Source organism: Nocardia caishijiensis NBRC 108228 (assembly GCF_001612825.1).
Classification (GTDB): domain Bacteria; phylum Actinomycetota; class Actinomycetes; order Mycobacteriales; family Mycobacteriaceae; genus Nocardia; species Nocardia caishijiensis.
The window spans coordinates 40,451-65,326 of the sequence record NZ_BDBE01000022.1; the positions used below are offsets into that span (position 1 = coordinate 40,451).

Consider the following 24,876-nt stretch of genomic DNA (forward strand, 5'->3'; position numbering starts at 1 on the left):
GCCGTCAGCACGGTATCAGCGGGCCGCCCGAATGTTGTCGGCATGAACAGCACAGCAATCGCCGCCTCGGGGCTGCGGAAGTCCTACGGGGACAAGAAGGTGCTCGACGGCATCGATCTCACCGTCGAGGCGGGCACCATCTTCTCCCTGCTCGGCCCCAACGGCGCGGGCAAGACCACCACCGTCAACGTCCTCACCACACTGCTGCGGGCCGACGCGGGCACCGCACGGGTGGCGGGCCACGACCTGACGACCCAGACCAGGGCGGTCCGCAAGGCGATCGGCGTCACCGGCCAGTTCGCCGCCGTCGACGACCTGCTCACCGGTGCGGAGAACCTGCGCCTGATGGCCGACCTGCACCGCCTGCGCGGCGCGGCGGGCAGACGGGTGGTCGCTGACCTGCTCGAGCGCTTCGACCTGGTCGACGCGGCGAACAAGCAGGCGGGCAGCTACTCCGGCGGCATGCGCCGCAAGCTCGACCTCGCGATGACGCTGGTGACCAAGCCGCGGATCATCTTCCTCGACGAGCCGACCACCGGCCTCGACCCGCGCAGTCGCCGCACCGTGTGGGACATGGTGCGCGAACTGACCGGTGCGGGCGTCACGATCTTTCTCACCACCCAGTACCTGGAGGAAGCCGACCAGCTCGCCGACAAGATCGCGGTGCTCGACCAGGGCAGCATCGTCGCCGAGGGCACCGCGAGCGAACTCAAGCGCCGAATTCCCGGCAGCCACATCAGATTCCGCTTCGCCGACAGCACCGAGCTCGCCGCCGCCGCGCGGGCCGTGGCCGGTTCGACTCCCGACGCGGACGATCTCACGCTGAGCGTCCCTGGCGACGGTGGCACGAGAAACCTTCGCGCGCTGATGGATCAGCTCGCCGCCCACCACCTCGAGGCCGACGAGGTCTCCATCCACACCCCCGATCTCGACGACGTTTTCCTCGCCCTCACCGGGCGAGCCACCCAGGAGGCCGAAACCCGATGAGCACCACCACCAATGCGCTGTTCGACTCGTCGGTGATGTTGCGGCGCAACTTCACCCACATCACCCGCAGCCCCGTCGCCCTCTTCAACGCCGCGTTGATGCCGGTGATGGCGATGCTGATCTTCGTCTACGTCTTCGGTGACGCCTTCGACGTCGGCGCGAACTACATCGACTACGCGGTGCCGGGCATGCTCATGCTCGCCATCAGCTACGGGCTGTCCGGCACCGCGGTGTCGGTGAGCTCGGACATGACCAAGGGGGTCATCAACCGGTTCAAGGTGATGGATGTGTCGCGGGGTGCCGTACTCACCGGCCACGTCGCGGCCAGCATCGTCACCAACGTGATCGCCCTGACGGCCGTGCTCGGCGTCGGCTTCGCGCTCGGCTTCCGTTCACCGGCGAGCGCGGTGCAGTGGCTCGGCGCGCTTGGTGTGCTGCTGGCCACCGCCTTCGCCGCCGCCTGGCTCACCGTCGCCCTCGGCATGGCCGCCGAAAGTCCGGAGGGCGCGGGGATGTCGGTGGTCCCGATGCTCATGCTGCCCTTCGTGAGCAGCGCGATCGTGCCCGCCGAGAAGATGGGGCCCGGAGTGCGGCAGTTCGCCGAGTACCAGCCCTTCACGCCCATCATCGAGTCGGTGCGCGGGTTCCTGGCCGGTACGCCCTCCGGCGGGCACACTCTCGCCGCGCTGGCCTGGTGCGCCGGGTTCGCCGTGATCGGCTATCTGTGGTCGCGTTCGACCTTCAGCAAGCGAGTGTGAGGCCGACCAGTTCGGCCACATCCGCGTCCGCACCACCAGCCACTGCCTCGGCGAAGCCCGCTTCGCCGAGGCTTCGGCGTGCCTGCTCCTCGATACGGGCCACGTCGGGCAGCGACACGTCGGGCACGCCTCGGGTGGCGGTGGCGGCACCGAGCAGTCGGGCGGCCTGTTCGGGCTGTCCGGCACGCAACGCCAGATCCGCGATGCCGACGACGATCTGGGCGAGCAACGCGGCGTGACCGGCCGCCGACGCCGCCTGGAAGGCCGCCCGGTGACTGGCCCGGGCCTCGTCGAGGTCGGCGGCGAGGTAGCCGCGCAGGTCGTGGGCCATCGCGCTGACCACGGGCTGGTCGGCCTCGTCACCGAGCAGCTTGCGGGCCAGCTCCATCTGCTGCTGCGCCGCCGCGGATTCGCCACTCCACCTGGCCAATTCGGCGCGGATGAGCGCGACCTCGGCCAGCGACGTCGGCCAGCCGGTGCGGTCCGCGCACTCCTGCGCGTCGGCCAGCGCCGCCTCGCTCGCCTCGGTGTCGCCGAGCAACCAGTACAGCTGGGCCTGTCGACCGCGCACCCGCACCACGGCCTCGAGCGTGCCGACCTCGGTGACCACCGCGACCGCTTCCTCGAAAAGGGCGCACGCGGCGTCGAATTCGCCGCGCAGGGCGGTGCGGTTGGCCAACTCGGTGAGCGCGAACGACATGCCCCAGCGCTCACCGATCGCGCGGAATTCGGCGAGTGCCTGTTCGAGGAGTTCGTCGGCCGCCCGACCCGGATGACCGAGCACGGTGCGCAGCTTGCCCAGTTGTAGCCGGGCCAGGGCGCGCACCCACGGGTCGTCGTCGGCGAGCAGCGATTCGAACGCGGGCAGGTAGTGCTCGGGACCGGCCAGGATGCGCTCGAGCGCCCCGGTGAACCGCAGCGCGGGATGGCCGCCCCTGATGTCGCGGCCGTACCGGTTGGCCTTGCGGATCCATTCGCCGACCTCGTGTTCACCGCTGCGACCGCCGCTGAGGAAGTGCACGACAAGGGCGCACACGGTCGCTCGCGTCTCGTCGTCCACCTCCCCGGGCAGTTCGGCGGCGGCGAGGACGAAGTCGGTGCCCTCGCCCTTGTGACCGGCCAGCCACCAGTACCAGCCCGCCGCGGCGGCCAAGCGCATCGCGGCGTCGGAGTCCGCCGAGGCGAGGGCGGTGCGCATGGCGACCGCGAGGTTGTCGTGGTCGGCCTCGAGCACGGCGAGCCAGTCGAGCTGCTCGGCACGGCGCAGATGCGGTTCGGCCGCGGCGGCCAGGGCTGTGAAGTGTGAGATGTGCGCTCGCCGTGCGGATTCGGTGTCGCCCGCCGCGTCGAGGCGTTCGGCGGCGTACTGCTTGATGGTCTCGAGCATGCGGTACCGGGGCTGCGGATTCTCCGACACGGTGAGCAACGACTTCTCGGTGAGTGTCGTGAGGTGTTCGAGGACCTCCCAGTCCTCGACCGTCGCACTCGCGCAAACCTTTTCGGCCGCCTCGAGGCTCGCGCCGCCGGAGAACACCGAGAGCCTGCGCAGTACCGTCTTCTCGGCGTCCGACAGCAGTTCCCAACTCCAGTCGACGACCGCGCGCAACGTGCGGTGCTGTGCGATCGCGGTGCGGCTGCCACCGGTGAGCAGGCGGAACCGGTCATCGAGGCGATGGGCGAGCTGCTCGAGCGACATGGTGCGCAACCTGGCCGCCGCCAGCTCGATGGCCAGGGGGATGCCGTCGAGGGCACGGCAGACCCGGGCCATCGTCGCCAACGCCGCCGCGTCGGAGCCGAGGTCGTTGCGCACCGCGCTCGCCCGATCACGCAGCAGGACGACGGCGGGGGAGGCCGCGATCGCCCGCGGATCGGCGTTCTCCCTCGGCACCGTGAGCGGCGCGACCTGCCACAGCGCCTCGCCGGTGATGCCGAGCGGTTCCCGGCTCGTCGCCAACACGCGCAGGCCCGTGCACTCACCGAGGATCCGGTGGGCGAAGGTGGCGGCCGCCTCGATCACGTGCTCGCAGTTGTCGAGGATGAGCAGGGTTTCCCGGTCGCCGACGGCAGCGACGAGCCGGTCCATCGGTTCGGCGTTCGGGGTGTCACCGATCAGAGCGTCGCGGCGGCCGAGGGCCGCGAAGGCCAGCTGCGCCAGGTCGCCGCCCGCGTCGGTGGCGGCCAGTTCCACCAGCCAGGCGCCCTCGGGGAGATCGTCGAGCATGGTGCGAGCGGTTTCCACCGCGAGCCGGGTCTTGCCGGAGCCGCCCGGTCCGGTGATCGTCGTCAGGCGATGGTTGGCGAGGAGTTCGCGCACCACCGCGATGTCGCCGTGCTTGCCGATATAGCTGGTGAGCTCGGCGCGCAGGTTGGTGCAGCGTTGCGTCGGCCGGGCGCCGACCTCGCCGCGCAGGAGCGCGACGTGCAATTCCGACAGCTCCGGTGACGGGTCGACACCGAGTTCCTCGGCCAGTGCCTCGCGGGTGCGCTGGTACACCACCAGCGCCTCGGGCCCGCGCCCCGCCGCGCCGAGCGCGCGCATCAGCGCGGCGACCAACCGTTCCTGAACCGGGTGCCGCGCAACGACTTCGGTGAGTTCCGCGACGACCTCCTGGCCGCGACCCAGCTGCACCTCGGCCTCGTATCGGTCCTCCAGCGCGGCCAGCCGCAGGCCGTGGAAACGGGTGACGACCGGGTCGAAGGGGGCGCTGTCGGCGACGTCCTGCAGCGGTTCGCCACGAAAGAGTTCCAGCGCCTCGCGCAGCAGTTCGGCACGGCGGAGGTCGTCGGTGCCCCGCGCCTCGTCGAGCAGCCGTTCGAACCGCACGGTGTCGACGGCATCGGGGTCGACGGCGAGACGGTAGCCGCCTGCCCGCACCTCGAGTGAACCGTCCGGGAGGAGTCGGCGCAGTCGGGACACCAACGCCTGCAAGGCGTTCGCCGCGTCGGCGGGCGGTTGTTCGTCCCAGATCAGGTCGACCAGGCGGGTTTTCGGGACGGCCCGGCCGGGTTCCAGTGCGAGGGCGATGAGCAGGGCCCGCAATCGGGCGCCGGGTATCGCTATCGATCCACCGTCCTGGGTCCGGATCTCCAGCGGTCCGAGCATTCCGATCTGCACGTCGCCCATTGTGCACCGGGTCACCTGGCCACGCCCAGCACAGCTGGTCGCTTGTCCGGATATGGTGTGCTCGGGTGCGTCAGGGTGGTGTCAGCTCTGTGTCAGCGCCGGTCGCGACAGTATGGTCATCAACCGAACGGATTCACCGAGGAGCACCCGATGTACACCTTCGCCACCACCGCGCCGGTCACCGTCAGCGTCGATGTCCTGTCGGCGGGGGTCACGGTCATCGCCTCCGACCGCACCGATGCCGTCGTCACCGTCGCACCGTCCGACGCGGGCAAGAAAGGCGATGTGCGCGCCGCCGAACAGACCCTGGTCGAATTCGCCGACGGCACCCTCACCGTGGTGACACCCAAGAGTTGGCGCACCCACAGCCCGTTCGGTGGCAACCCGTCGATCGAGCTGACCATCGAGGTGCCCGCCGGTTCGCACCTCACCGGCACGGCCGGGGTGGGCCAGCTGCGTGGCAACGGCGCGCTCGGCGCCTGCGACCTGTCGATCTCGCTCGGCGACATCGTGCTCGAATGCCCGCAGGGACCGGTCACCGCGAAGGTCGCCAAGGGCGACATCCGCATCGGCGAGGTGACCCGCGGCGAGATCCAGGTGGAGACCTCCATGGGTGAGCTGGAGGTGGGGATCCGTCCCGGCACCGCCGTGCAGTTGGAGACCGAGACGGCCGTCGGTGCCGTGCGCAACACCATCGTCCCGGCCGCCCCGAACGGCGAATCGGTGCGCCTGCACGCCCGGAACTCCGTCGGCGACATCATCATCCGACCGGCCGTCCCGGCCTGACGAGCGGCGTCCGGCACACGGGCGCCGCCGCTGAGTTCCCAGGATCCTTCCAGACAAGGTCCAGGGCCCTCCCCGGTTCGACACGAAGTATCGGTGGTACCGAGTTCGCCGAGTGTCAGACCGAAGGAGACACGGATGACCCGCATACCCGAACCCCTCTCGACCCCGGCGGGGCCCGCCTATGAAGGCCGCCTGCTCGACAGACCGACCGAGGAGGTGGTCGATCAGGGCGCGGGCTTCGACATCGCCACCCTCGTCACCCGCCGCCGGGTGCTGGGTGTCGTCGGTGCCGGGGCAGGCGCGATCGCACTCGCCGCCTGCTCGGGTGACACCGGTGCCGCGCAGCCCGCCGCCGCGAGCGCAGCCGTGCGCGAGATCCCCGAGGAGACCAACGGGCCCTACCCGGCGGACGGCACGAACGGTGTCAACATCCTCGGGGAATCGGGCATCGTCCGCAGCGACATCACCTCCAGCCTCGAGGGCGGAACCAGGATCGCCGGGACACCACTCACGCTCGACCTCACCGTCATCGATGTCGCCAACGGCGACAAGGCTTTCGCGGGCGCCGCCGTGTACGTCTGGCAATGCGACGCACAGGGCTTGTACTCGATGTACTCCGAGGGCGCCGAGGACGAAACCTATCTGCGTGGCATCCAGGTCGCCGATGCCGAGGGCAAAGTCAGCTTCCGGACCATCGTGCCGGGTTGCTACGCCGGTCGCTGGACCCACATCCACTTCGAGATCTACCCCGACGCCGCCGCCGCGACCGATGTCGCCAACGTGATCGCGACCTCGCAGATCGCCTTCCCGAAGGACCTGCTCGACCCGGTCTACCAGCTCGACGCGTACCCGGCATCGGCACAGAACCTGGCCCGGGTCGGCAGCATCGACGACGACGGGATCTTCCGCGACGGCTACGACACACAGCTGCCGACCTACTCCGGCGACGCCGCCTCGGGCTTCGTCGCAGCGCTGACGGTCGCGGTGGACACCACCACCGAACCCGGCGCACCCGGCGGTGGCGCGCCCCCGATGGGCAACGGCGCGCCCCCGACGAACTGACCACCATCACCCGAAGGGAAAACCCATGCTGCACAACCTCACCGGCTGGCACGCCCTCATCGTGCTCGCGATCCTGCTCCTCGTCTTCGGCTCGACCAAACTGCCCTCACTCGCCAAGGGCGTCGGTCAGTCCCTGCGCATCCTCGAGGACGAGGTGCGTGAGGAGACACCGGCGCGCGACCGCGCGGCATGACCGCGACCACCGCCGCGCGGGGCACGATGCCGCTCAGCGGGCACCTGCGCGAGGCGCGCCGCCGCGCGACGCGTGCGGCGGTATCACTGCTGGTCGGCATCGTGCTCGGATTCGTGCTCTCCGATCAGATCCTCGACATCCTGCGCGCACCCGTGGAAGAACTCGCCCGCACCCGGCAGGCCAGTCTGAACTACGACACGGTCACCGGTGCGTTCGACCTCGAACTGAAGATCGCGCTGTTCTCGGGCGTGATCCTGTCGAGCCCGGTGTGGTTGCGTGAACTGTTCGCCTACATCACCCCCGGCCTGACCCGGCGCGAGCGCGCACACGTCCTCGGTTTCTCGGCTGCCGCCGTCCCGCTCTTCGTCGCCGGGTGTGCGTTCGGATTCCAGATCTTCCCGCGCATGGTCGGTGTGCTCGTCGGCTTCTCCGCCGACCAGGACAGCACGATTCTCAACGCCTCGTACTACGTGGATTTCGTGATGAAGATCGTGCTTGCCACCGGTCTCGCCTTCGTGCTGCCCGCACTGCTGGTGATGCTGAACTTCCTCGGCATCGTTTCCGCGCGAACGTTGCGCGGCAGCTGGCGGATCATCGTCGTGACCATCGTCGTGTTCAGCGCGCTCATCACCCCGGCGGCCGACGTGTTGTCCATGTTCCTGGTGGCGGTGCCGATGTCGGCGCTGTTCGGTGCCGCTCTCGCGATCGCGACACTGCACGACCGGCGCTCGGCCCGCCACCCCGATCCCAGGAAATCCGGAGCATCGCCATGTTCGGTCTGACCTTCGAAAAGCTGTTCCTCGTCGCCGTCGTCGCGGGGTTCGTGCTCGGCCCGGCACGCCTGCCCGGCTACGCCAACCAGCTCGCCCGAACCGTCCGGGCGCTGCGCGAGTTCGTCGAAACGCAGCGCACCGCCGCGGAACGGGAGATCGGTGTGCCTCTTCAGCGCAGCGAATGGGAGTCGTTGCGTCGGTACGATCCTCGTCGCATCGTGGGCGACGCCCTGCGTGACCCCGTCGACGTACCCGCGGTCGACGACAACCACGCCGCGGCCGCCCGGGTGCGGCCCGGTCAGCAGTACCTGGTGACCGGGACGACCGCGCACCCGCGGCGGGTCCGCATCGACTCCCTGCCCGACGACGACCCCCGGCGCGTCGCGGCCCGATCGGTCGACATGGTGCCGGTATCCCTCGACCGACACGACGAAGCCCCCCGTTGGTGAACGGGGGGCTTCGGGGGAACGGGTCAGTTCTTGACCAGCTCCGGGGTCTCCTCTTCCGCGTCCAGCACCGGCGGGGCCGCGTGCGGATCGCTCTCCGCACGGGCCGGGAGCAGCACGGCCATGGCGATCACGATCAGAGCGAGGACAGCCGAGACGCCGAAGGCCAGGCGCATACCGTCCAGGCCCGCCGTCGCCGGATCGGTGCCCGCGTCGATGAGCGAGGTGCTGCGCGCCGACATCACGGTGACGACCAGCGCGGTGCCGAAGGCAGCGGCCACCTGCTGCAGGGTGCCGAGCATCGAGCTGCCGTGCGAGTACAGGTTCATCGGCAGGGCACCGAGGCCGAGGGTGAACACCGGGGTGAACGTGGCCGCCAGCGACACCATCATCAGGATGTGCAGGCCGAGCAGCTGCCAGTAGGGCATGTCCGTCGAGATCTGGGTGAAGCCCGCCAGCGACGCGGTGATGCCGATCGAGCCGGGGATCACCAGCACGCGCCCACCGAACTTGTCGAACAGCTTGCCGACGGTCGGACCGAGCAGGCCCATCGCCAGACCACCCGGCATCACCAGCAGGCCGGTCTCCAACGGGCTCAGGTGCCGCAGGTTCTGCAGGTACAGCGGCAGCAGGATCATCGAACCCATCATCGCCAGGAACGCCACCGACATCAGCACGAGTGCCTTGGTGTAGGTGCCCGCCAACAGCACGCGCAGGTCGAGCAGCGGCGTACCGGTGCGCTGCAACCGCACTTGACGCAGGGCGAACACACCGATCAGCGCCAGGCCGACGGCGACGATCACGATCGCGGTCGTGTAGTCGTCACCGTGGAACTTGCTCAGCCCGTACACCAGCCCACCGAAACCGAGCGCCGCCAGCGCGACACTGAACAGGTCGATGGACCCGGCCACCGGTTCGCCGACGTTCTCGAGCTGACGAAGACCCAGCCAGGTGACGATCGCGGTGATCGGCAGCATCACGACGAAAAGCAGTCGCCACGAGTCGATCTGGGGCACGCTCACCTGCAGGATCAGCCCGGACACCACCGGACCCATCGCGGGGGCGACCGAGATGGCCAGGGTGACGTTGCCCATCACCCGGCCGCGATCCTTCTCCGCGACCACGGTCATCAGCGTGGTCATCAGCAGCGGCATCATCACCGCGGTGCCACCGGCCTGGATGATCCGGCCGATCAGCAGCACGGCGAAGGTCGGCGCGACGGCCGAGAGCACGGTGCCCGCCATGAAGGTGGCCATCGCGGTGGCGTAGGCCGTCCTGGTGGTGACGCGCTGCAGGAACCAGCCCGTGGTGGGGATGATGGCGGCCATGGTGAGCATGAACGCGGTGGACACCCACTGCGCGGCCACCTCGGTGACCTTCAGATCCTCCATCAGACGGGGGATCGCGTTGATCATGATGGTTTCGTTGAGGATCACGACGAAGGTCGCGAGCACCAGCACCCGGATGACAGTGGGCGTCCGCTCCTTCGCGGCAGGTGCGGATATGTCGGCTGGCATGCGGGGTAAACCTCCGGGGCGGGGAACGGCGGGTGTGCGGGCACCACAAGAAAGAAGACGGGGGCCGTCGGTCCAACTCATCGGGCGCGGGCAAGTATTCCGGTCACCACCGACACAAATCATCTGGTTTTCCGGGGGCCGCGCCCCCGGCTGTCGGCGAAAACAGCAGCTCACCAGCGCCTCGTAGAACACACGTCCAGGCGACAGTGAGCCTGGTCACCATCCGGCGGCGGTGTCGGCCGAGGGTGTGTGGTTGCGTGTCGAACACGAGATCAGGGGGTATACCAGGGCGGTGACTACATCGAGGGCGTGGCTTGCTGTGGTGTGCGCGATCGTCGCCGTGGTCGGTGGGGGCCGGGCGGCAGCCGATCCGGGGGCTCATGTGACGGGGGAGGCGCCGTTGGGTGGCCGGGCCGCCCAGATCGACGTGTACTCGCCCGCGATGGGGCGGGTCATCCAGAACAAGGTCATCAAGGCGGCCGGTGCGGGGGCACCGACGCTGTACCTGCTCACCGGCGCGGGCGGCGGCGCCGACGGCATCTCCTGGTGGGACAACACCGATGTGCGGCACTTCTTCGCCGACAAGTTCGTCAATGTGGTGATGCCGGTCGGTGGCGCGTTCACCCTGTACACCGACTGGATCTCCGATGATCCGGCCGTCGGTCGAGTGCGGTGGGAGACCTACCTGACCCAGGAACTGCCCGGCGTGATCGACGGACTCCTCGGCACCAACGGTCGCAATGCCATCGCGGGCGTATCGATGAGCGCGGCGTCGGCCCTTGACCTGGCGATCCAGGGCGGCCCGAGGTTCTCGGCGGTCGCGGCGCTCAGCGGATGCCCGTGGGCGGCGGACCCGACGGGGATCGCGATGGCGAGCGCCCAGGCCGTGCGCGGCGGCGGCAACCCCGGCAACATGTGGGGCGTGCCGGGCGGACCCGCGTGGCGCGAGCACGACGTGTTCGCCAATGCCGGTCGCCTCGCGGGCAAGGCGATCTTCCTCGCGGCCGCGACGGGCGCACCGGGTGCGGCCGACCGTGGTCTGCCGATGCCGCCGCTCGAGACCATCGCCGGTGCCTGCACGGCCGCCTTCGCGGGCCGCCTCGCCCAGCTGGGTATCCCGGCCGTGCACGTGCATCGGCCGACCGGTTCACACACCTGGGGTCAGTTCGAGTCGGACCTCCACGAAGCCTGGCCGCACCTGGCCGCCGCCATCAGCTGACCGCGACGCGAGCGCGCTCGGCGGTCGTTTCCTCGACCGCCGGTCCGTCCGTGCGCCGATACCACCAGTGCAGCGCACCGATCGCCAGCACCGCGAGCAACGCCGCCGCGAGACTGATCGACAGGCCGGGCGGACGCCAGGTGACGGTGAGTTCGGCTTGGTGGGTGCCGGGCGGGATATCGACGGCGAGGAAGGTTCCCGCCACCGCCCGAGTCGGGATCTCGCTCGCCCCGAGGGTGGCGGTGTACCCGGGCCAGGCCAGGCGGGCGAACACGATGCGGCCACCGGTGCCGGAGGACACGGTCGCGCGGTTGGTGAGCCCGGCCTCGGGCATCACGGTGGCGTGCACACCGGATCCGTGGGCGATCATGTCGCCGGGGGAGGGCAGCGGATTCACCCGTTCCAACACCCAGATCTGGTGTTCGTGGCCGGGATAGCGCACGAACATCCAGCCCGAGGGCGCGGGCTTCTCCCCGGCGTCGGGGTACTGGGCGCGTTGCAGCACCACCCGGTCCAGCCGCATCAGGTCGACGATCGGCGTATCGGTCGACGGTTCGACGGCGAACACCCGGCGATAGGCGTCCGGGCAGGTGCCACCGTCCCACGCCATGCACAGCAGTCCGGCGAAGGCGGCGTGCCCGACGGGGGTGTAGCCGTTCACGTACTGCAGGCCCATGTTCTTGGCGTAGCTGCCGAGTGCGATCGAGCCGTATGTGCCCGCCAGCGTGCGTTCCTCGTCGCGCACCGCGATGCGGTCGGCCAATTGCAGTGTGCGCCCGCCGAAATCGGGGAACGTTGCCAGCATCTCCGAGCGTCGCTCCGGGAACCCGTAGGACAGCGGTGTTTCGGGAGCGGCCGCGACCTGCGCGAACGCGATGGGCATGGTCGCGGCGATCATCGCCGTCGCCGCCGCTGCCACGCCACGGTGACGCGCGAGCCACAGCGCGCCCGCGCCCATCGCCACGACCACGACGACCGCGAGCACATGCCGGACGAGCAGTTCCGGTGCGGCCGAGAAGGACCGGATGAACAGCAGCCCGATCAACGCGCCCGCCGCCGCGTATCGGCGCCGCGAGGAGACGAACACCCCGTACCGGCTGAGCAGGACGCAGACCAGCACGAGCACGGCGATGGCGAGCATCGGCAGCACGCGGGCGGGCCAGCGCAGCGGCCCGATCGCGCCGGGTCCCGCCGTCCACATCAGCGTCGCCACGCCGAACAGCGCGATCCCGCTCCACTCGCTCGCCGACTTCGCCGCCGCCTTCCAATCGATGAAGGCCAACGCCGGAATCACGAACCACGCGATGTAGACCATCGGCAGCGGTTGCACATGCCCCCACCAGGCGGTGAACGCCGGAACCGTGCTCGGCAGACTGGCATTGAGCGATTCCGACCACGGCACGGTGAGGAACGGGTCGTTGTGGATGGTCGAGACGTCACCGCGCCAGGTGGCCTGCGACGACAGCAGCAGCGGCAGATTCGCGATCAGCGAGGCGAGCGCGGCGAGACCGGCGGCGGTGAGCATCCGCAGCACGGGTGCCCACTCGCGCCGGTACAGGTACTCCCCGGCGGCCACGGCCACGATCATCAGCGCGGCTTCGACCGCGGGGAAGACGTACTGGATCGTCAACGCCAGGTACAGGAAGACGAACAGCGGGATGGGGCCGGACCGTTTGCGCGCGTAGAGCACCGCCGAGGCCCAGGCGTGCACGAGCCACGCGGTGCCCGTCTGCGAGGTGAACCAGCTGGCTTCGTCGAAGAACAGGAACCAACCGCTGAAGGGGAACGCCACGCCCGCCAGCGCCGCCAACGGCGCCCGCGCACCGTAGGCCAGGCAGATGCGGAACACGCCGAGCGCGGCGATCGCCGAGAAGACGAATTTCACGGCCGTGGCGTACCCGGCCAGATTGTCGAACGAGGGCGCGAGCAGATACACCAGCAGCTGAGCGGGGTTGTAGAGTCCGGCCTCCTCGAGGCTGTAGTTGCCCGCCATCCATTCCCACGGGACCATCGCCGGGAACCGGCCCGCGCGCAGTTCGGCGCCGAGCAGCTGCCACATCGGCACGTACTGTGCCTCGGTATCGTCGGTGTAGAAGTGCCGCGCGTCGCCGAGCAACACCGCGATGTACCCCGCCAGGACCGCGACGACGACAAGTCCTGCCCATCGCATCACTTGTTTTCGCGGTTCGAGCGCCGCGCGTACCCACACGAGCGCGGGAGCTTAGGGCATGGAGGTGAATCGGACAATGCCCAGCGTGGTGATGGACGTTTGACCAGCTCAGCTGTGGTTAGGTGGGGTCGACCGATGTTGATAGCATGGCCCAACCGTGCCGACCTTCGAGAGAGTCATCAATGCAGTTCGAAATCGTCGAGCGGGACGAGACCTGGGTGGCCGGTTTGCCGGTCCGCAGTCCCAAACGCGCACTCGGTAAGCTGCGCGACCACGACCTCGAAGCCGCCTGGTCGGCGGTCCTGCACCAGGATCTCGGCGGGCCTCTTGCCAGCGCCTATACCGACTTCAGTGGCGATCTCGGCACCTACAACACCCAGATCGTCGGCTACCAGTGCGACGCGCTCGATCAGGTGACCCGTGGCCACCTCACCGCCCGGCTCCCGCGCGGCACCTATGCCCGCTTCTCCTCGGTCGGTAACTTTCCCCAGGTGATGACGGATCTGTGGACCCAGATCGCCTTCGCCGAGGAACACAACCAGATCAAGCGCACGTTCACCGGCGATTTCGAGTGCTACCCGCACGCCTACAAGATCGACCTCTACCTGGCGGTCGATCCGCGATGAGCTACACGATCGTGGTCCGCGGCGGGGCGCTCTACGGCGGCCTGGTCGTGCCGAGGGTCCATCCCAGTTTCAAGGTGTCCAACAGCGATCTGATCGAGTTCCTCAAGGACCGGCTGCGCGACCGGCCCGATGGCAACGAACCGCTGCACACGGTCTATGTGCCCGACCCGGCGGGTAACTGGAACGCCCTGGTCGCCCGTGAATTCGCCACGCCAGGTGAGGTGCCCGTCGGCGACCTCATGGTCGTCGTGCCCAAGGGTATCTACGCCCGTTTCGCGCCCAACGGCGACTATCACGACCCGGTCGAGGACGTCTGGGCCCAGGTCGACGACGCCACCGCCTCGGCCGAGATCTCGCGCGCCTATCGCGAGGAGATCGAGGTCTGGCACGGGCCGAGCGACGTGGAGTTGTTCGTGTCCATCCAGGTCGATAACTGACGGGTAGCTGTATTCGGACCGTACGGTCTGCAAAAATCTACTCAGTGCACCCTAACCGCTTCTGACCTGCGGTTATTTCAACTGGCTCAGAAGGTTTCCGGGAAATTAGCCACTTGTCTGGTGGATTCGTAACCGATGACGGATACTGCACCAGTCGGCATCGGTGGGACGCCGACCCCTCGCGGGCGTGGAGCATGGAGTAGGAACCCGATGGCTGTCGAAGCAGCATGCGGCGAAACCCGGTTGCGGCGGATTCACCGTCACGCCGACGTGGTCGCGACGGCACGTTCTCGTGGGGTCGATCGATAGATGGCGGCACCAGCACCACAGACGGCGGAGTATCGGCCGCGTCTGCTCGATCCGCGTGATCCCACCGACCGGGCAACCCTGCGGCAGCTCACCGAGAGCCCCGGCGTCCAAACCATCGATCTGCGCGTCGGACTGCGCGCCGAACTCGACCGGCTCATCAATCCACCACCGGGACTCGACCCCGACGAGGAACGCTGGGTGTACTACCCGTGGCGAAACGCCCTCGTCGCCGTCCTCGGACCCGACGCGTTCGCCGCGATCCGCTCGGACCGCAACCGCAACAAGCTCACCCGCGATGAACAGCGCAAGCTGCGGGCACTGCGGGTCGGCGTCGTCGGCCAGAGCGTCGGCCATTCGGTGGCCTACACGCTGGCCCTCGAGGGCACCTGCGGCCTGTTGCGCCTGGCCGACTTCGACACCATCGAGCTGTCGAACCTCAATCGGGTGCCGACCGGGCTCTTCGACGTCGGCGTGAACAAAGCGGTGGTCACCGCCCGCCGGATCGCCGAACTCGACCCCTATCTGCCCGTGGAGATCTGGCGCGACGGCGTGCTCGCCGAGACCGCCGACGAATTCCTCGACGGACTCTCCGTCGTCGTCGAGGAATGCGATTCGCTCGACATCAAATTCGCGGTCCGCGAAGCCGCTCGCCGTCGGCGCGTCCCGCTGCTGATGGACACCAACGACCGTGGCCTGTTCGACGTCGAACGCTACGACCTCGAACCCGGTCGTGAACCGTTCCACGGGCTGCTCGGCGCGACGACCGGCGCCGCGCTCGCCGGGCTGGACACCCGATCGAAAGCGCCGCATGTGCTGCGCATCCTCGACCCGACCCAGCTGTCGGCGCGGATGGCCGCGAGCCTGGCCGAGGTCGGCGAAACCATCACCACCTGGCCGCAATTGGGCGGTGAGGTGCAGCTGGGCGCCGCGATCGTGAGCGCGGCCATCCGCCGGATCGGGCTCGGGACGAAGCTGTCCTCGGGCCGAACCCGCATCGACCTCGAGGCCGCCCTCGACTCGCTCGCCGAACCCGGCTACCTCGACGACCACACCGACGACCACGTCACCGGACCCGACGACGAACAACCACCCGCCGACCCGATCGGCGCCATCCTCGCCTGCGCGCAACGCGCGCCCTCGGGCGGCAACAGCCAGCCGTGGATCCTGCGCGCCGACACCGAGCTCATCGAGATCGCGCTCGACCCGACGAGCACGACGGCGATGGACATCGGCCTGCGCGGCAGCGCGGTCGCCGTCGGTGCCGCCCTGTACAACGCCACCACCGCGGCCGCGGCACACGGGCTGCTCGGTGATCCGCGACTGCTCGTCGACGATCCGTCCGCACCGCTGATCGCCCGCCTGCGACTGCGGCCCGGCAGCGACCCCGAACTCGCCGCCGACTACCCGTTCGCCCTGGCCCGGCATACCAACCGGCGCCTCGGGGACGCCGCCGACCTGCCCGATTCGGTGCTGCCCGACCTCGCGCGGGCCGCCGGTGACCAGGCCGTCGTGCACGCGATCACGGGCGCGCGGGGTCTCGCCGAGGTGGCGGATCTGCTCGGTGCCAGCGATCGGGTCCGCTACCTCAGTCCGCAACTGCACCAGCAGCTCTACGCCGAATTGCGGTGGCCGGGCGAGGACGTGCGCACCGGCATCGACGTACGGACCCTCGACCCGGCGCCGGACGAACTCGCCAAACTCCAGGTCGGCAGCCGCACCGACGTGATGGACCGGTTGCGCGAATGGTCGGCGGGCACCGCCCTCGGCGAATTCACCGTCGACCGGGTGCGGTCGAGTTCCGCGCTCGTGGCCATCGGGTTCCGGGCGCGCGGTGGGGAACCGGATCTGGCGGACTACGCGCGCGCCGGTGCCGCGGTCGAAAAGGTCTGGTTGCGGGCGCAACTGCTGGGGCTGGCGGTGCAGCCGGTGTCGCCGGTGTTCCTGTACGCGAACCGGCGCGAGGATTTGCGCAGCGTTTCTCCCGAGTTCACAGATACACTTGCCAGCATTCAGAGGCGTTTCCTGGACATGCTGGAAATCTCTGAGGATGAGAACGTGGCATTGGTTCTTCGTCTGAGCTACGCCGCCGCTGCGAGCGTTCGCAGTCGACGGTTGCCGGTGCCTGGCAGTAGGAACGACGGATAGCGCGGATCGGAGACAGCGTGCATCGGCAATCGCTCGACTCACTGGTGACCGAGGTCGCCTCCGAGTTGATGGGTGTCGACGCCACGACCATGGTGGCGGCGAGCGAGCGGGTGCTCGCCGCACTCGTCGAGCATTTCGACGTCGATTTCAGCTATCTGCGGCATACCGACCGCAGCCGCCGCGCCACCGTGCTCGTCGCCGAATGGCCGCAGCGCGCGGAAACACCGGTGCCCGACCCGTTACGGGTGGTGGAGTTCGAGAAGGCCGACTCTGTGTTCCGCGCGCTGGAATTCGCCACCGAACCGCTCATCGTTCGTCCGGGTAACGAGAGCGAGGACTACCAGGAAACGATCCGCAAATCCTCCGGTATCCCGCAGGTCGCCATGGCGTGCGTGCCGCTGGTTTCGCGCGGCGAGTCCACCGGCGTGCTCGGTTTCGTGAAGATGGGCGACCGCACCTGGACCACCCGCGAACTCAACGTGCTCAAGGCGATCGCCGCGCTGTTCGCGCAATTGCAAGCACGAGTTGTCGCCGAGGAGAAACTGCGATATATCGCCCTGCACGACGACCTGACCGGGCTGGCCAACCGCCGCGCTCTGCTCGAATACATGGAGCGCAGGCTCGACCCGGAAAACCCCGGACCGGTCGCCACGTTCTTTCTCGATCTCGACCGGCTCAAGGCGCTCAACGATTTCCTCGGCCACAGTGCCGGTGACAATTTCATCCGCACCCTGGCCCGCAGACTCAAACAGAATCTCGGCCCCGAGGACATGATCGCCCGTCTCGGTGGCGACGAATTCGTCATCGTGCCCGCCGAGCCGATGGACGCGGTCGCCGCCGAACTGGAGGCCGCGCGGATCCAGCAACTCATCGGACGCCGCGTTTCGGTGGGTCAGGAGTCGGTGAGCCGAGGTGTGAGTGTCGGTGTGGCACTGGGTATTCCGGGCGAGACCTCGGTGTCGGATGTGTTGCGCCGGGCCGATCACGCCCTGCTGTCAGCCAAATCCGGTGGCGGCAACGGCGTCGCGGTGTTCACCGATGCCATGCGCGCCCAGTTCGAACTGCAGGACGACGTGGAGCTGAACCTGCGCAGCGCCGTCTCCGACGGATCGCTGATCCTGCACTACCAACCCGAAGTCGACCTGCGCACCGGCCGGATCGTCGCGCTGGAGGCGCTGGTGCGCTGGCAGCACCCCACCCGTGGCCTGTTACCGCCGGGCGCGTTCGTGTCGGTGGCCGAGGCGACCAATCTGGCGGGCGAACTCGGCCGCTGGGTGATCCGTTCGGCCTGTTCCCAATTCGCCGACTGGCGCAGGCGTGGGCTGGCCGCCAACGTGGTGATCCGCATCAATGTGTCGCCGGTGCAGCTGGTGAGTGCCGACTTCGTCGAGCGCATCGAGGACATTCTTCGCCTGTTCGAGATCGACGGCAGCTCGGTGTGTCTCGAGATCACCGAGCACGTCGTCGTGCAGGACCTGGTGCGCACCCGGGTGACCCTGCGCGGGCTCAAACGGATGGGCGTGCAGATCGCCATCGACGACTTCGGCACCGGGTACAGCTCGCTGTCGCATCTCAAGGCACTGCCGGTGGACGCGGTGAAGATCGACCGGGGATTCGTGCAGCGCCTCGGCGACAGCAACGACGACCTCGCCATCGTGAAATCCATCATCGGCCTGGCCGGTTCGTTCGGTCTCGGCGTGGTGGGCGAGGGGGTGGAGACCGCGATGGCGGCCCGCACTCTGGTCGGTCTCGGTTGCTACCGCGCCCAGGGATTCCTGATCGCCCGGCCGATGCCCGCCGAGGACGTCGAGGTGCAGCTGCGGGAGGGGCGCATTCCGCTCGATCTCGACCTGCCACGGGCCGGGCGTGGCGTGGCACCCAGCTGAATGACTGCCGACGGGTGGTTACTGGTCGAGACCCTCACCGAGGATCTCGACCCGGCACTGGTGGCCGACGCCGGGCGGATCAGGGAATGGGTCGCGCCGTCGCGCTGGTCGCGGGCGATCGGTCCGGCCAGGGCCAAGCTGCTGCTCGACGCGGTGCGTCGCGGTGAGTCCGCGCGGGTGGGCGACACCGTCGTCGTCGTGGAACCTGTGCGCTGCGCGCTGGGTGGGGTCCACGGGTCGCAGGTGTGGATCGGTCCCGCCGACCGGCCCGTGCCGCCCCCGCGCCACGTGGGCGCCTGGGATTGGGATGCCCGCACCGAACTCGCCCACCACGGACCGGGGTTGGAGGAACTGATCTTCGCGCGCGAACCGGGCGCGGTGCGGGTGGTACGCACGCCGCCCGAGGCGTTCGGGCGGATGGTGCGGTTCGACGGCCGGGTCGACTACTTCGCGATGGCGAGCACGCTGGAGCCCGGCGGGCGCTGGCAGGGCGAGGTCGACGTGCTCGGCGACGACGACCGGGTCCGCCGGTTCCAGATGGTGGCGCGGGCCAGGCCGGGCCTCGGCCGGGTGAGCGGATTGATGCACGCCGTGCCCGAACGGGGCGGCGACACGGTCGATCTCGACGTCGCGATGCTGCGCGCCGTGTCCAAGGGGGTAGGTGTCGGCGCCGGTCTGATCTTGCTGTCCGGCGCCGTCATCTACGAGTGGGTGGCCGATCCGCCGCCACCGCTGGACCGGTGGACCGTCGAGCGACCGGTGATCGACGCCGCTGATCTGGCCGCCCTGCGCGCCGCGTGCGTCGAGCTGACCCAGGCGCCGGACACCACGCGGCAGCTGACACTGCGGGTGCGCTTCGCCGACGGCGAGTGGGTCCGTGCGCACGCCGAGCTGGCCACGATCACGACGGCCGCCACCGGACACGGGTTGCTCCGGGTCCGGCCCTCGGTCGAGGGCGAGGCGGGTTAAGCGGCTCTTTCACGGGTGTTCACGCGCCATTTCACGGGCGGGAGCCGCGAGTAACCCGGGCGGCTGGACGATCGGCATGTGCGCATCGTGCAGTTGGCGAACTTCTACGGCCCACGATCCGGTGGGCTGCGCACCGCGCTGCACCATCTGGGGGAAGGGTATGTGGCCGCCGGGCACGAGGTGGTGTTGATCGTGCCGGGGCCGCGCCGCAGCGAGGAAGTGTTGTCCACGGGTGCGTTGCGGATCACGCTGCCCGCGTTCGGGATTCCGTTCACCGGCGGCTACCGGGCGGCCGACCCGAGGGCGGTGGCCGATGTCCTCGCCGGGCTGCGACCCGATGTGCTCGAGGTGTCGGACCGGCTCACCCTGCGCGGGTTCGGGCGGTGGGCCGGGCGGCGCGGAGTGACCAGTGTGATGATCTCGCACGAGCGGCTCGACCGGCTGCTCGGTCAGGTGCTCCCCGGGCCCGCCGCCCGTCGCTGCGCCGACCTCGCCAACCGGCGCACCGCCGACGACTACGACATGGTCGTGTGCACCACCGATTTCGCCCGCGAGGAATTCCACCGGATCGGTGCCCCCAACGTCGAATTGGTGCCGCTCGGGGTGGATCTCGACCTGTTCAGCCCGCGCAGGCGCGACCAGCGACTGCGGGCCGACCTCGGCGTGGCGGGTCACCCGTTGCTGGTGCACTGCGGGCGACTGTCGGTGGAGAAACGGGTCGACCGCAGCATCGAGGCGATCGGCGCACTGCACCGCGCCGGTATGCCGACCCGACTGGTCGTGGCGGGCGACGGGCCACGCCGCGAATCGCTCGAGCGCCGGGCCCGCACCCTGCCACCCCTGCCCGGTGGCGAACCGGCCGTGCGCTTCACCGGCTTCCTCAGCGATCGCGGCGAGGTGGCGGCGCTGTTGGCCACCGCCGATGTCTCCCTGGCTCCCGGCCCACACGAAACCTTCGGCCTGGCCGCCCTGGAAGCCCTCGCCGCGGGCACCCCGGTCGTGGCCAGCCGCTCCTCGGCGCTGGCCGACATCATCACCACCGAATGCGGGGCGGTCGCCGCCGACCGACCCCGGGCCTTCGCCCGCGCCGTCACCGATGTTCTCGCCATGCCGACCACCCACCGCCGCCGGGCCGCCCGCCACCGCGCCGAGCAATTCACCTGGCCGCGAGCTGTCGCGGGCATGCTCGCGGTGCTCGACCGCTGACCCGACCGGCTGCGCGTCGCTGTTGCTCGTGCGCGCCCGGTGGCCGCCGCGCTCGCTGTGGTCAGTCGGCCGAGCGGGCGGCCAGGACGGCGTCGTAGAGTTCGCGGCGCGAGGCGCCTCGGCCCGCCGACACTTCCGCGCACGCGTCCTTGAGGCGCATGCCGCCCGCGACCAGAGTCTCGACCTCGTCGACGAGTTGGGCCGGTTCGGCCGAAACCGGTTGGGCGCCTTCGAGAACCACGGTGATCTCACCACGCGCGCCGTCGACCGCCCAGTCGGCCAGTTCACCGAGGGTGCCGCGAACCACCTCCTCGTAGGTCTTGGTGAGTTCACGGCAGACGGCGGCGCGGCGGTCGGGACCGAGCACGGCGACCGCGTCGGCGAGGCACTCGGCGAGCCGGTGGGGTGCCTCGAAGAACACGCAGGCACGCTGCTCGGAGGTCAAGGTGCGCAACCACTCCCGGCGCTGGCCGCCTTTGCGCGGGGCGAAACCGTCGAAGCAGAACCGCTCCACCGGCAGCCCCGACAGGGCCAGCGCGGTGGTGACGGCCGACGGCCCGGGCAGGCAGGTCACCGGCAGCTCACGCTCCACGGCGGCGGCCACCAGCCGATAGCCGGGGTCGCTCACCGACGGCATGCCCGCATCGGTCACCAGGAGCACCGTGAGCCCCCCGGCGATGTCGTCGAGCAGGGCGGGGATGCGCGCGGTCTCGACATGGTCGTAGAAGCTGACGACGCGACCGGTGATCTCCACCCCGAGTGCCTTGGCCAGGGATCGGGTGCGGCGGGTGTCCTCGGCGGCGACCACATCGGCCGTGCCGAGCGCGTCGCGCAGCCGCTGCGACGCGTCGCCGATATCGCCCATCGGGGTTGCCGCTAGGACCAACACGGTGGGGTTCCGCCTCTCCGGGAGTTCGGCCGCAGGCGGTGCGTGCGGCGCGCGGTGCCAGTGGGTGGCGCGCCGCCCATTCTGTCAGGTGACCCGGTCCGGACCGGTGTCGGCTCGGCCCGAGTCGGTGCCACCGCCTACGATCGGGGCGTGATCCCGGTGACCGAAGCCCGTTCGACGCGCCCGGTGCCAGCCGTGGTGAGCCCGGCCCCGCTGCGCCCGGCCCCCGATTTCGGGCCGCTCGACAGGGCACGCGGCTGGGTGGTCACCCTGGTCCTCACGCTGATCGCGGCCATCACCCGCATCGTGAATCTGAACTACCCCACCGACGCGCGCACACCGGTTTTCGACGAGAAGCACTACGCCCCACAGGCCTGGCAGATGGTCACCGGCGGCGGCGTCGAGGACAACCCCGCCTACGGCCTGGTCGTACACCCCCCGGTCGGCAAACAGTTCATCGCCGTCAGCGAGGCACTGTTCGGTTACAACGCCTGGGGTTGGCGCGGCACCGCCGCCCTGGCGGGCACCGTGCTGGTGCTGCTGGTGATCCGGATCGTGCGGCGGATGTCGCGGTCGACGCTGATCGGCGCGTTCGCGGGCATCCTGCTCATCGCCGACGGCCTCACCTTCGTGTCCTCACGCATCGGCATGCTCGACATCTTCATGGCGCTGCTGGTCACCGCCGCGTTCGGCTGCCTGATCGTCGACCGCGACGACGTACGCGAGCGGATGGCCCGCGCCGACCTGGCCGGGCGCGTCGGCCGCACCGACTTGGGACCGCGACTCGGGGTGCGCTGGTGGCGTTTCGGCGCGGGCGTGCTGCTCGGTCTCGCCTGCGGAACGAAATGGTCGGGCATCTATTTCGTCATGTTCTTCGGTCTGATGAGCGTGGCCTTCGACGTGAGCGCCCGGCGCGCGTACGGGGTGCGCAGGCCGTGGGTCGGCACGCTGGTGCGTGACGTCGGGCCCGCGCTGTACGCCCTGGTCGTGATTCCGCTGGTGGTGTACCTGTCGTCGTACTGGGCGTGGTTCGCCAGCGAGACCGGGACCTATCGGCACGCGGTCGGCAACTACGTCGGCACCGGCGGCGGATTCGCCTTCCTGCCCGACGCGCTGCGCTCGCTCTGGTACTACCAGGGCGAAACCCTGGACTTCCATTCGACGCTCACCAATTCGGCGGGCAATCACCACCCGTGGGAATCCAAGCCGTGGACCTGGCCGATGGGTCTGCGCCCGATGCTCTACTACTACGCCGACGGCACCGTCACCGGGTGCGGCGAGGCGCAGTGCGTGAAGGCCGTGATGGCCGTCGGCACCCCGGCGCTGTGGTGGCTGGCCCTGCCCGCGCTCGGCTGGATGATCTGGCGCGCGGTGACCCGACGCGACTGGCGGTACGCGGCGGTGCTCGTCGGGTACGGCGCCGGTCTGCTGCCCTGGTTCCTCACCCTCGACCGACAGATGTACTTCTTCTACGCCGTCGTGCTCGCCCCGTTCCTCGCGATGGGTGTCGCGCTGGTCCTCGGCGACATCCTCGGACCGTCGCAGCGCGGCGGAGTGCCGCGCAGCCCGACCGGGACCTACCTGCCCGCCCGGGTCGACGAGCGCTACGCCCTCGGGCTGTTGATCGTCTCCATCTATCTCGGCCTGGTGGTCGCGAACTTCGTCTGGTTGTGGCCCATTCTCACGGGCATGCCGATCAGCACCGCCACCTGGCAGGACCATCTCTGGTTACCGAGCTGGCGCTGACCGTTCAGCCGAGCGCGCGGTGCACGAAGTCGATGGCATCGCTGTCGGTGAGGCCGAGCCTGCGGATGGTCGTCACGTAGTCGACGGCGGCGCGACCGGCGACATCGCGGGTCGGATCGCCCGACGACGCGATGAAAGAGCCCTGGCGGCCCCGGGTTTCGAGTACCCCGTCGGCCTCGAGTTCGCGGTAGGCGCGGGCAACGGTGTTGGGCGCGATACCGAGGTCGGCGGCCAGCGCCCGCACCGTCGGGATCTTGGTGCCCGCCGTGAGTGTGCCCGCGCGGACCTGTTCGATCACCGCCAGGCGCAACTGCTCGTACGGCGGCTGGGTGGAATCGCTGGACAGCTCGACGTGGAACATCACACCTCGTCTCGGGACAGCGGACAGGACATGCACCGGGGTCCGCCGCGCCCGGACCCCAGCTCCGAACCCTGGATGGTGAGCACCTCGATCCCCGCGTCGGTCAGGCGGGAGTTGGTCATCTCGTTGCGTTCGTAGGCCACCACGACGCCGGGGGCGAGCGCGAGGGTGTTGTTGCCGTCGTCCCACTGCTCACGTTCGGCGGCGGGCCCGTCGCGCCCGGTATCGATCACCCGCAGCGTCTCGATGCCCATCGCGGCGGCCGCGGCGGGCAGGAACGGTTCGGGGCCGCTGATGCTGATGCGCTCGGTGTCGCCGCGTCCGGTGAAGCCGTCCTCGCGGCGGATCGTGAACGCGCGCAGCGTTTCCCGGACGCCGGGGTACATCACCACCGCATCGGTGTCGACCATGGTGCACACGGTGTCCAGGTGCATGGTCGCGCGGTTCTGAGCGATCGGCACGACGAGCACGGTGTGGGCCAGGTCGTCGTCGAAGAGGCTGCGCGCCAACGCTTCCGCACCCGCCGGGGTGGTCCGCTCGCCGACACCGACCGCGACGACGCCGGGGGCGAGCAGGAGCACATCGCCGCCTTCGATGGGGGCGGTGTGGGATTCGTAGGCCCGGCGCACGCCCAGGAAGCGCGGGTGGAAGGCGTAGACGAGGTCGGTGATGGAGGTTTCGCGACTGCGCGCGGGCAGGGCGAGCGAGGTGATCGCCACCTTGGGGCCCACCCAGAACGAGGAGTCGCGGGTGAACAGCAGGTTGGGCAGCGGGTCGATGACGAAATCGGCGCCGTGGTGCATCCGCCGCACCAGCGAAGTGGTGTCGGGGCCGAACGGGAGTTCGTCGAATGTCATTCCGGCCATGAGGATGTCGGCCAGCTCGGGTGCCTCGACCTTGCGGAGTTCGGCGGCGAGCTGGTCGGCGAGATCGTGGCCGAGCCGTCGCGCGTCGACGGCGGCGGAGATGCCCTGGATGCGGGCGGCGCCGCTGGTCGCGAGGGTTTCGGTGAGCAGGTCGGCGAGCAGCAGGACCTCGACTCCTCGCCCGCGCAGCACGGCGGCGAAGGCGTCGTGTTCCTCCTGGGCGCGTTCCACCCAGGGGATGCCGTCGAAGAGCAGCTGATCGTTGTTGCTCGGGGTGAGCCTGCGCAGCTCATCGCCGGGCCGGTGCAGCAGCACCGTGCGCAATGTGCCCACCTCGGAGGTGACAGCCAGGCGCGAGTCCGTTCCCATGCCGAAACCGTAATGCGAGCGGGGCGTGGCTG

At 69.6% G+C, this 24,876-nt stretch carries 21 protein-coding genes; 15 read left to right on the top strand and 6 right to left on the bottom strand.

The window, feature by feature from the left end:
* The first annotated feature begins 42 nt into the window (after positions 1–42).
* A complete protein-coding gene (locus NC7_RS06095; protein WP_067980038.1) occupies positions 43–987 on the top strand; it encodes an ATP-binding cassette domain-containing protein in 945 nt (314 codons plus the stop codon).
* Positions 984–1,745 carry an ABC transporter permease gene (locus NC7_RS06100; protein ID WP_067980043.1) on the top strand — a complete coding sequence of 254 codons (762 nt, stop codon included), beginning with the start codon at positions 984–986 and terminating at the stop codon, positions 1,743–1,745. Before NC7_RS06095 ends, NC7_RS06100 begins: the two co-directional genes overlap by 4 nt.
* Here the strand turns inward: NC7_RS06100 and NC7_RS06105 are convergent.
* Positions 1,729–4,860 carry a BTAD domain-containing putative transcriptional regulator gene (locus NC7_RS06105; RefSeq protein ID WP_067980137.1) on the bottom strand — a complete coding sequence of 1,044 codons (3,132 nt, stop codon included), beginning with the start codon at positions 4,858–4,860 and terminating at the stop codon, positions 1,729–1,731. The genes NC7_RS06100 and NC7_RS06105 overlap by 17 nt on opposite strands.
* A gap of 159 nt (positions 4,861–5,019) precedes the next feature.
* On the opposite strand from NC7_RS06105, the gene NC7_RS06110 reads away from it, so the two are divergent.
* The 5 genes from NC7_RS06110 to NC7_RS06130 all read left to right on the top strand — a co-directional run bounded on the left by NC7_RS06110 (position 5,020) and on the right by NC7_RS06130 (position 8,132).
* A complete protein-coding gene (locus tag NC7_RS06110; RefSeq protein ID WP_067980047.1) occupies positions 5,020–5,655 on the top strand; it encodes a DUF4097 family beta strand repeat-containing protein in 636 nt (211 codons plus the stop codon).
* 135 nt (positions 5,656–5,790) lie between these two features.
* A complete protein-coding gene (locus NC7_RS06115) occupies positions 5,791–6,717 on the top strand; it encodes an intradiol ring-cleavage dioxygenase (protein ID WP_067980050.1) in 927 nt (308 codons plus the stop codon).
* Positions 6,718–6,742: 25 nt separating this feature from the next.
* Positions 6,743–6,910 (top strand): twin-arginine translocase TatA/TatE family subunit, encoded by a 168-nt coding sequence (locus NC7_RS06120; RefSeq protein WP_067980053.1) that lies wholly within the window; start codon positions 6,743–6,745, stop codon positions 6,908–6,910.
* Complete coding sequence (tatC, locus tag NC7_RS06125) at positions 6,907–7,692, top strand: twin-arginine translocase subunit TatC (protein WP_067980057.1); 786 nt, start codon at positions 6,907–6,909, stop codon at positions 7,690–7,692. The genes NC7_RS06120 and tatC overlap by 4 nt, the downstream gene beginning before the upstream one ends.
* A complete protein-coding gene (locus NC7_RS06130; RefSeq protein WP_067980059.1) occupies positions 7,680–8,132 on the top strand; it encodes a Sec-independent protein translocase subunit TatA/TatB in 453 nt (150 codons plus the stop codon). The genes tatC and NC7_RS06130 overlap by 13 nt, the downstream gene beginning before the upstream one ends.
* Positions 8,133–8,155: 23 nt before the next feature.
* Here NC7_RS06130 and NC7_RS06135 read toward each other — a convergent pair whose 3' ends face one another.
* Complete coding sequence (locus tag NC7_RS06135; RefSeq protein ID WP_067980062.1) at positions 8,156–9,646, bottom strand: MDR family MFS transporter; 1,491 nt, start codon at positions 9,644–9,646, stop codon at positions 8,156–8,158.
* Positions 9,647–9,938: 292 nt separating this feature from the next.
* Here NC7_RS06135 and NC7_RS06140 point away from each other — a divergent pair, with 292 nt between their 5' ends.
* Positions 9,939–10,865, top strand: coding sequence for an alpha/beta hydrolase (locus NC7_RS06140; RefSeq protein ID WP_236573097.1), 927 nt, complete (start codon positions 9,939–9,941; stop codon positions 10,863–10,865).
* Here NC7_RS06140 and NC7_RS06145 read toward each other — a convergent pair.
* Positions 10,858–13,035 carry a hypothetical protein gene (locus NC7_RS06145; RefSeq protein ID WP_067980142.1) on the bottom strand — a complete coding sequence of 726 codons (2,178 nt, stop codon included), beginning with the start codon at positions 13,033–13,035 and terminating at the stop codon, positions 10,858–10,860. The two genes, NC7_RS06140 and NC7_RS06145, sit on opposite strands and share 8 nt — an antisense overlap.
* Before the next feature lie 182 nt (positions 13,036–13,217).
* On the opposite strand from NC7_RS06145, the gene NC7_RS06150 reads away from it, so the two are divergent.
* From NC7_RS06150 to NC7_RS06175, 6 genes are all read left to right on the top strand, one after another.
* The gene (locus NC7_RS06150) at positions 13,218–13,661 is read left to right on the top strand and encodes a GyrI-like domain-containing protein (RefSeq protein WP_067980065.1); all 444 of its coding nucleotides are present in this window, start codon (positions 13,218–13,220) and stop codon (positions 13,659–13,661) included.
* Positions 13,658–14,098, top strand: a complete 441-nt coding sequence (locus tag NC7_RS06155) for an AraC family transcriptional regulator (RefSeq protein ID WP_067980067.1) — start codon at positions 13,658–13,660, stop codon at positions 14,096–14,098. Before NC7_RS06150 ends, NC7_RS06155 begins: the two co-directional genes overlap by 4 nt.
* Before the next feature lie 309 nt (positions 14,099–14,407).
* Entirely contained in the window at positions 14,408–16,552 is a 2,145-nt protein-coding gene (locus tag NC7_RS06160) for an Rv1355c family protein (RefSeq protein WP_067980070.1), read from the top strand.
* Between the two features lie 68 nt (positions 16,553–16,620).
* Entirely contained in the window at positions 16,621–18,438 is a 1,818-nt protein-coding gene (locus tag NC7_RS06165; protein WP_067980145.1) for a putative bifunctional diguanylate cyclase/phosphodiesterase, read from the top strand.
* The gene (locus tag NC7_RS06170; protein WP_067980074.1) at positions 18,439–19,407 is read left to right on the top strand and encodes a GAF domain-containing protein; all 969 of its coding nucleotides are present in this window, start codon (positions 18,439–18,441) and stop codon (positions 19,405–19,407) included.
* A gap of 78 nt (positions 19,408–19,485) precedes the next feature.
* A complete protein-coding gene (locus NC7_RS06175; RefSeq protein ID WP_067980077.1) occupies positions 19,486–20,613 on the top strand; it encodes a glycosyltransferase in 1,128 nt (375 codons plus the stop codon).
* Between the two features lie 61 nt (positions 20,614–20,674).
* Here NC7_RS06175 and rsmI read toward each other — a convergent pair whose 3' ends face one another.
* Positions 20,675–21,502, bottom strand: coding sequence for a 16S rRNA (cytidine(1402)-2'-O)-methyltransferase (gene rsmI / locus NC7_RS06180; RefSeq protein ID WP_084458047.1), 828 nt, complete (start codon positions 21,500–21,502; stop codon positions 20,675–20,677).
* A gap of 150 nt (positions 21,503–21,652) precedes the next feature.
* Between rsmI and NC7_RS06185 the strand changes: the two genes are divergently transcribed.
* Positions 21,653–23,248 (top strand): dolichyl-phosphate-mannose--protein mannosyltransferase, encoded by a 1,596-nt coding sequence (locus NC7_RS06185; RefSeq protein ID WP_174550198.1) that lies wholly within the window; start codon positions 21,653–21,655, stop codon positions 23,246–23,248.
* Positions 23,249–23,252: 4 nt separating this feature from the next.
* On the opposite strand, the gene NC7_RS06190 is transcribed toward NC7_RS06185, so the two are convergent.
* Entirely contained in the window at positions 23,253–23,609 is a 357-nt protein-coding gene (locus NC7_RS06190) for a GntR family transcriptional regulator (RefSeq protein WP_067980082.1), read from the bottom strand.
* Entirely contained in the window at positions 23,609–24,844 is a 1,236-nt protein-coding gene (gene arcA / locus NC7_RS06195) for an arginine deiminase (RefSeq protein ID WP_067980152.1), read from the bottom strand. The genes NC7_RS06190 and arcA overlap by 1 nt, the downstream gene beginning before the upstream one ends.
* Positions 24,845–24,876: the final 32 nt, after the last annotated feature.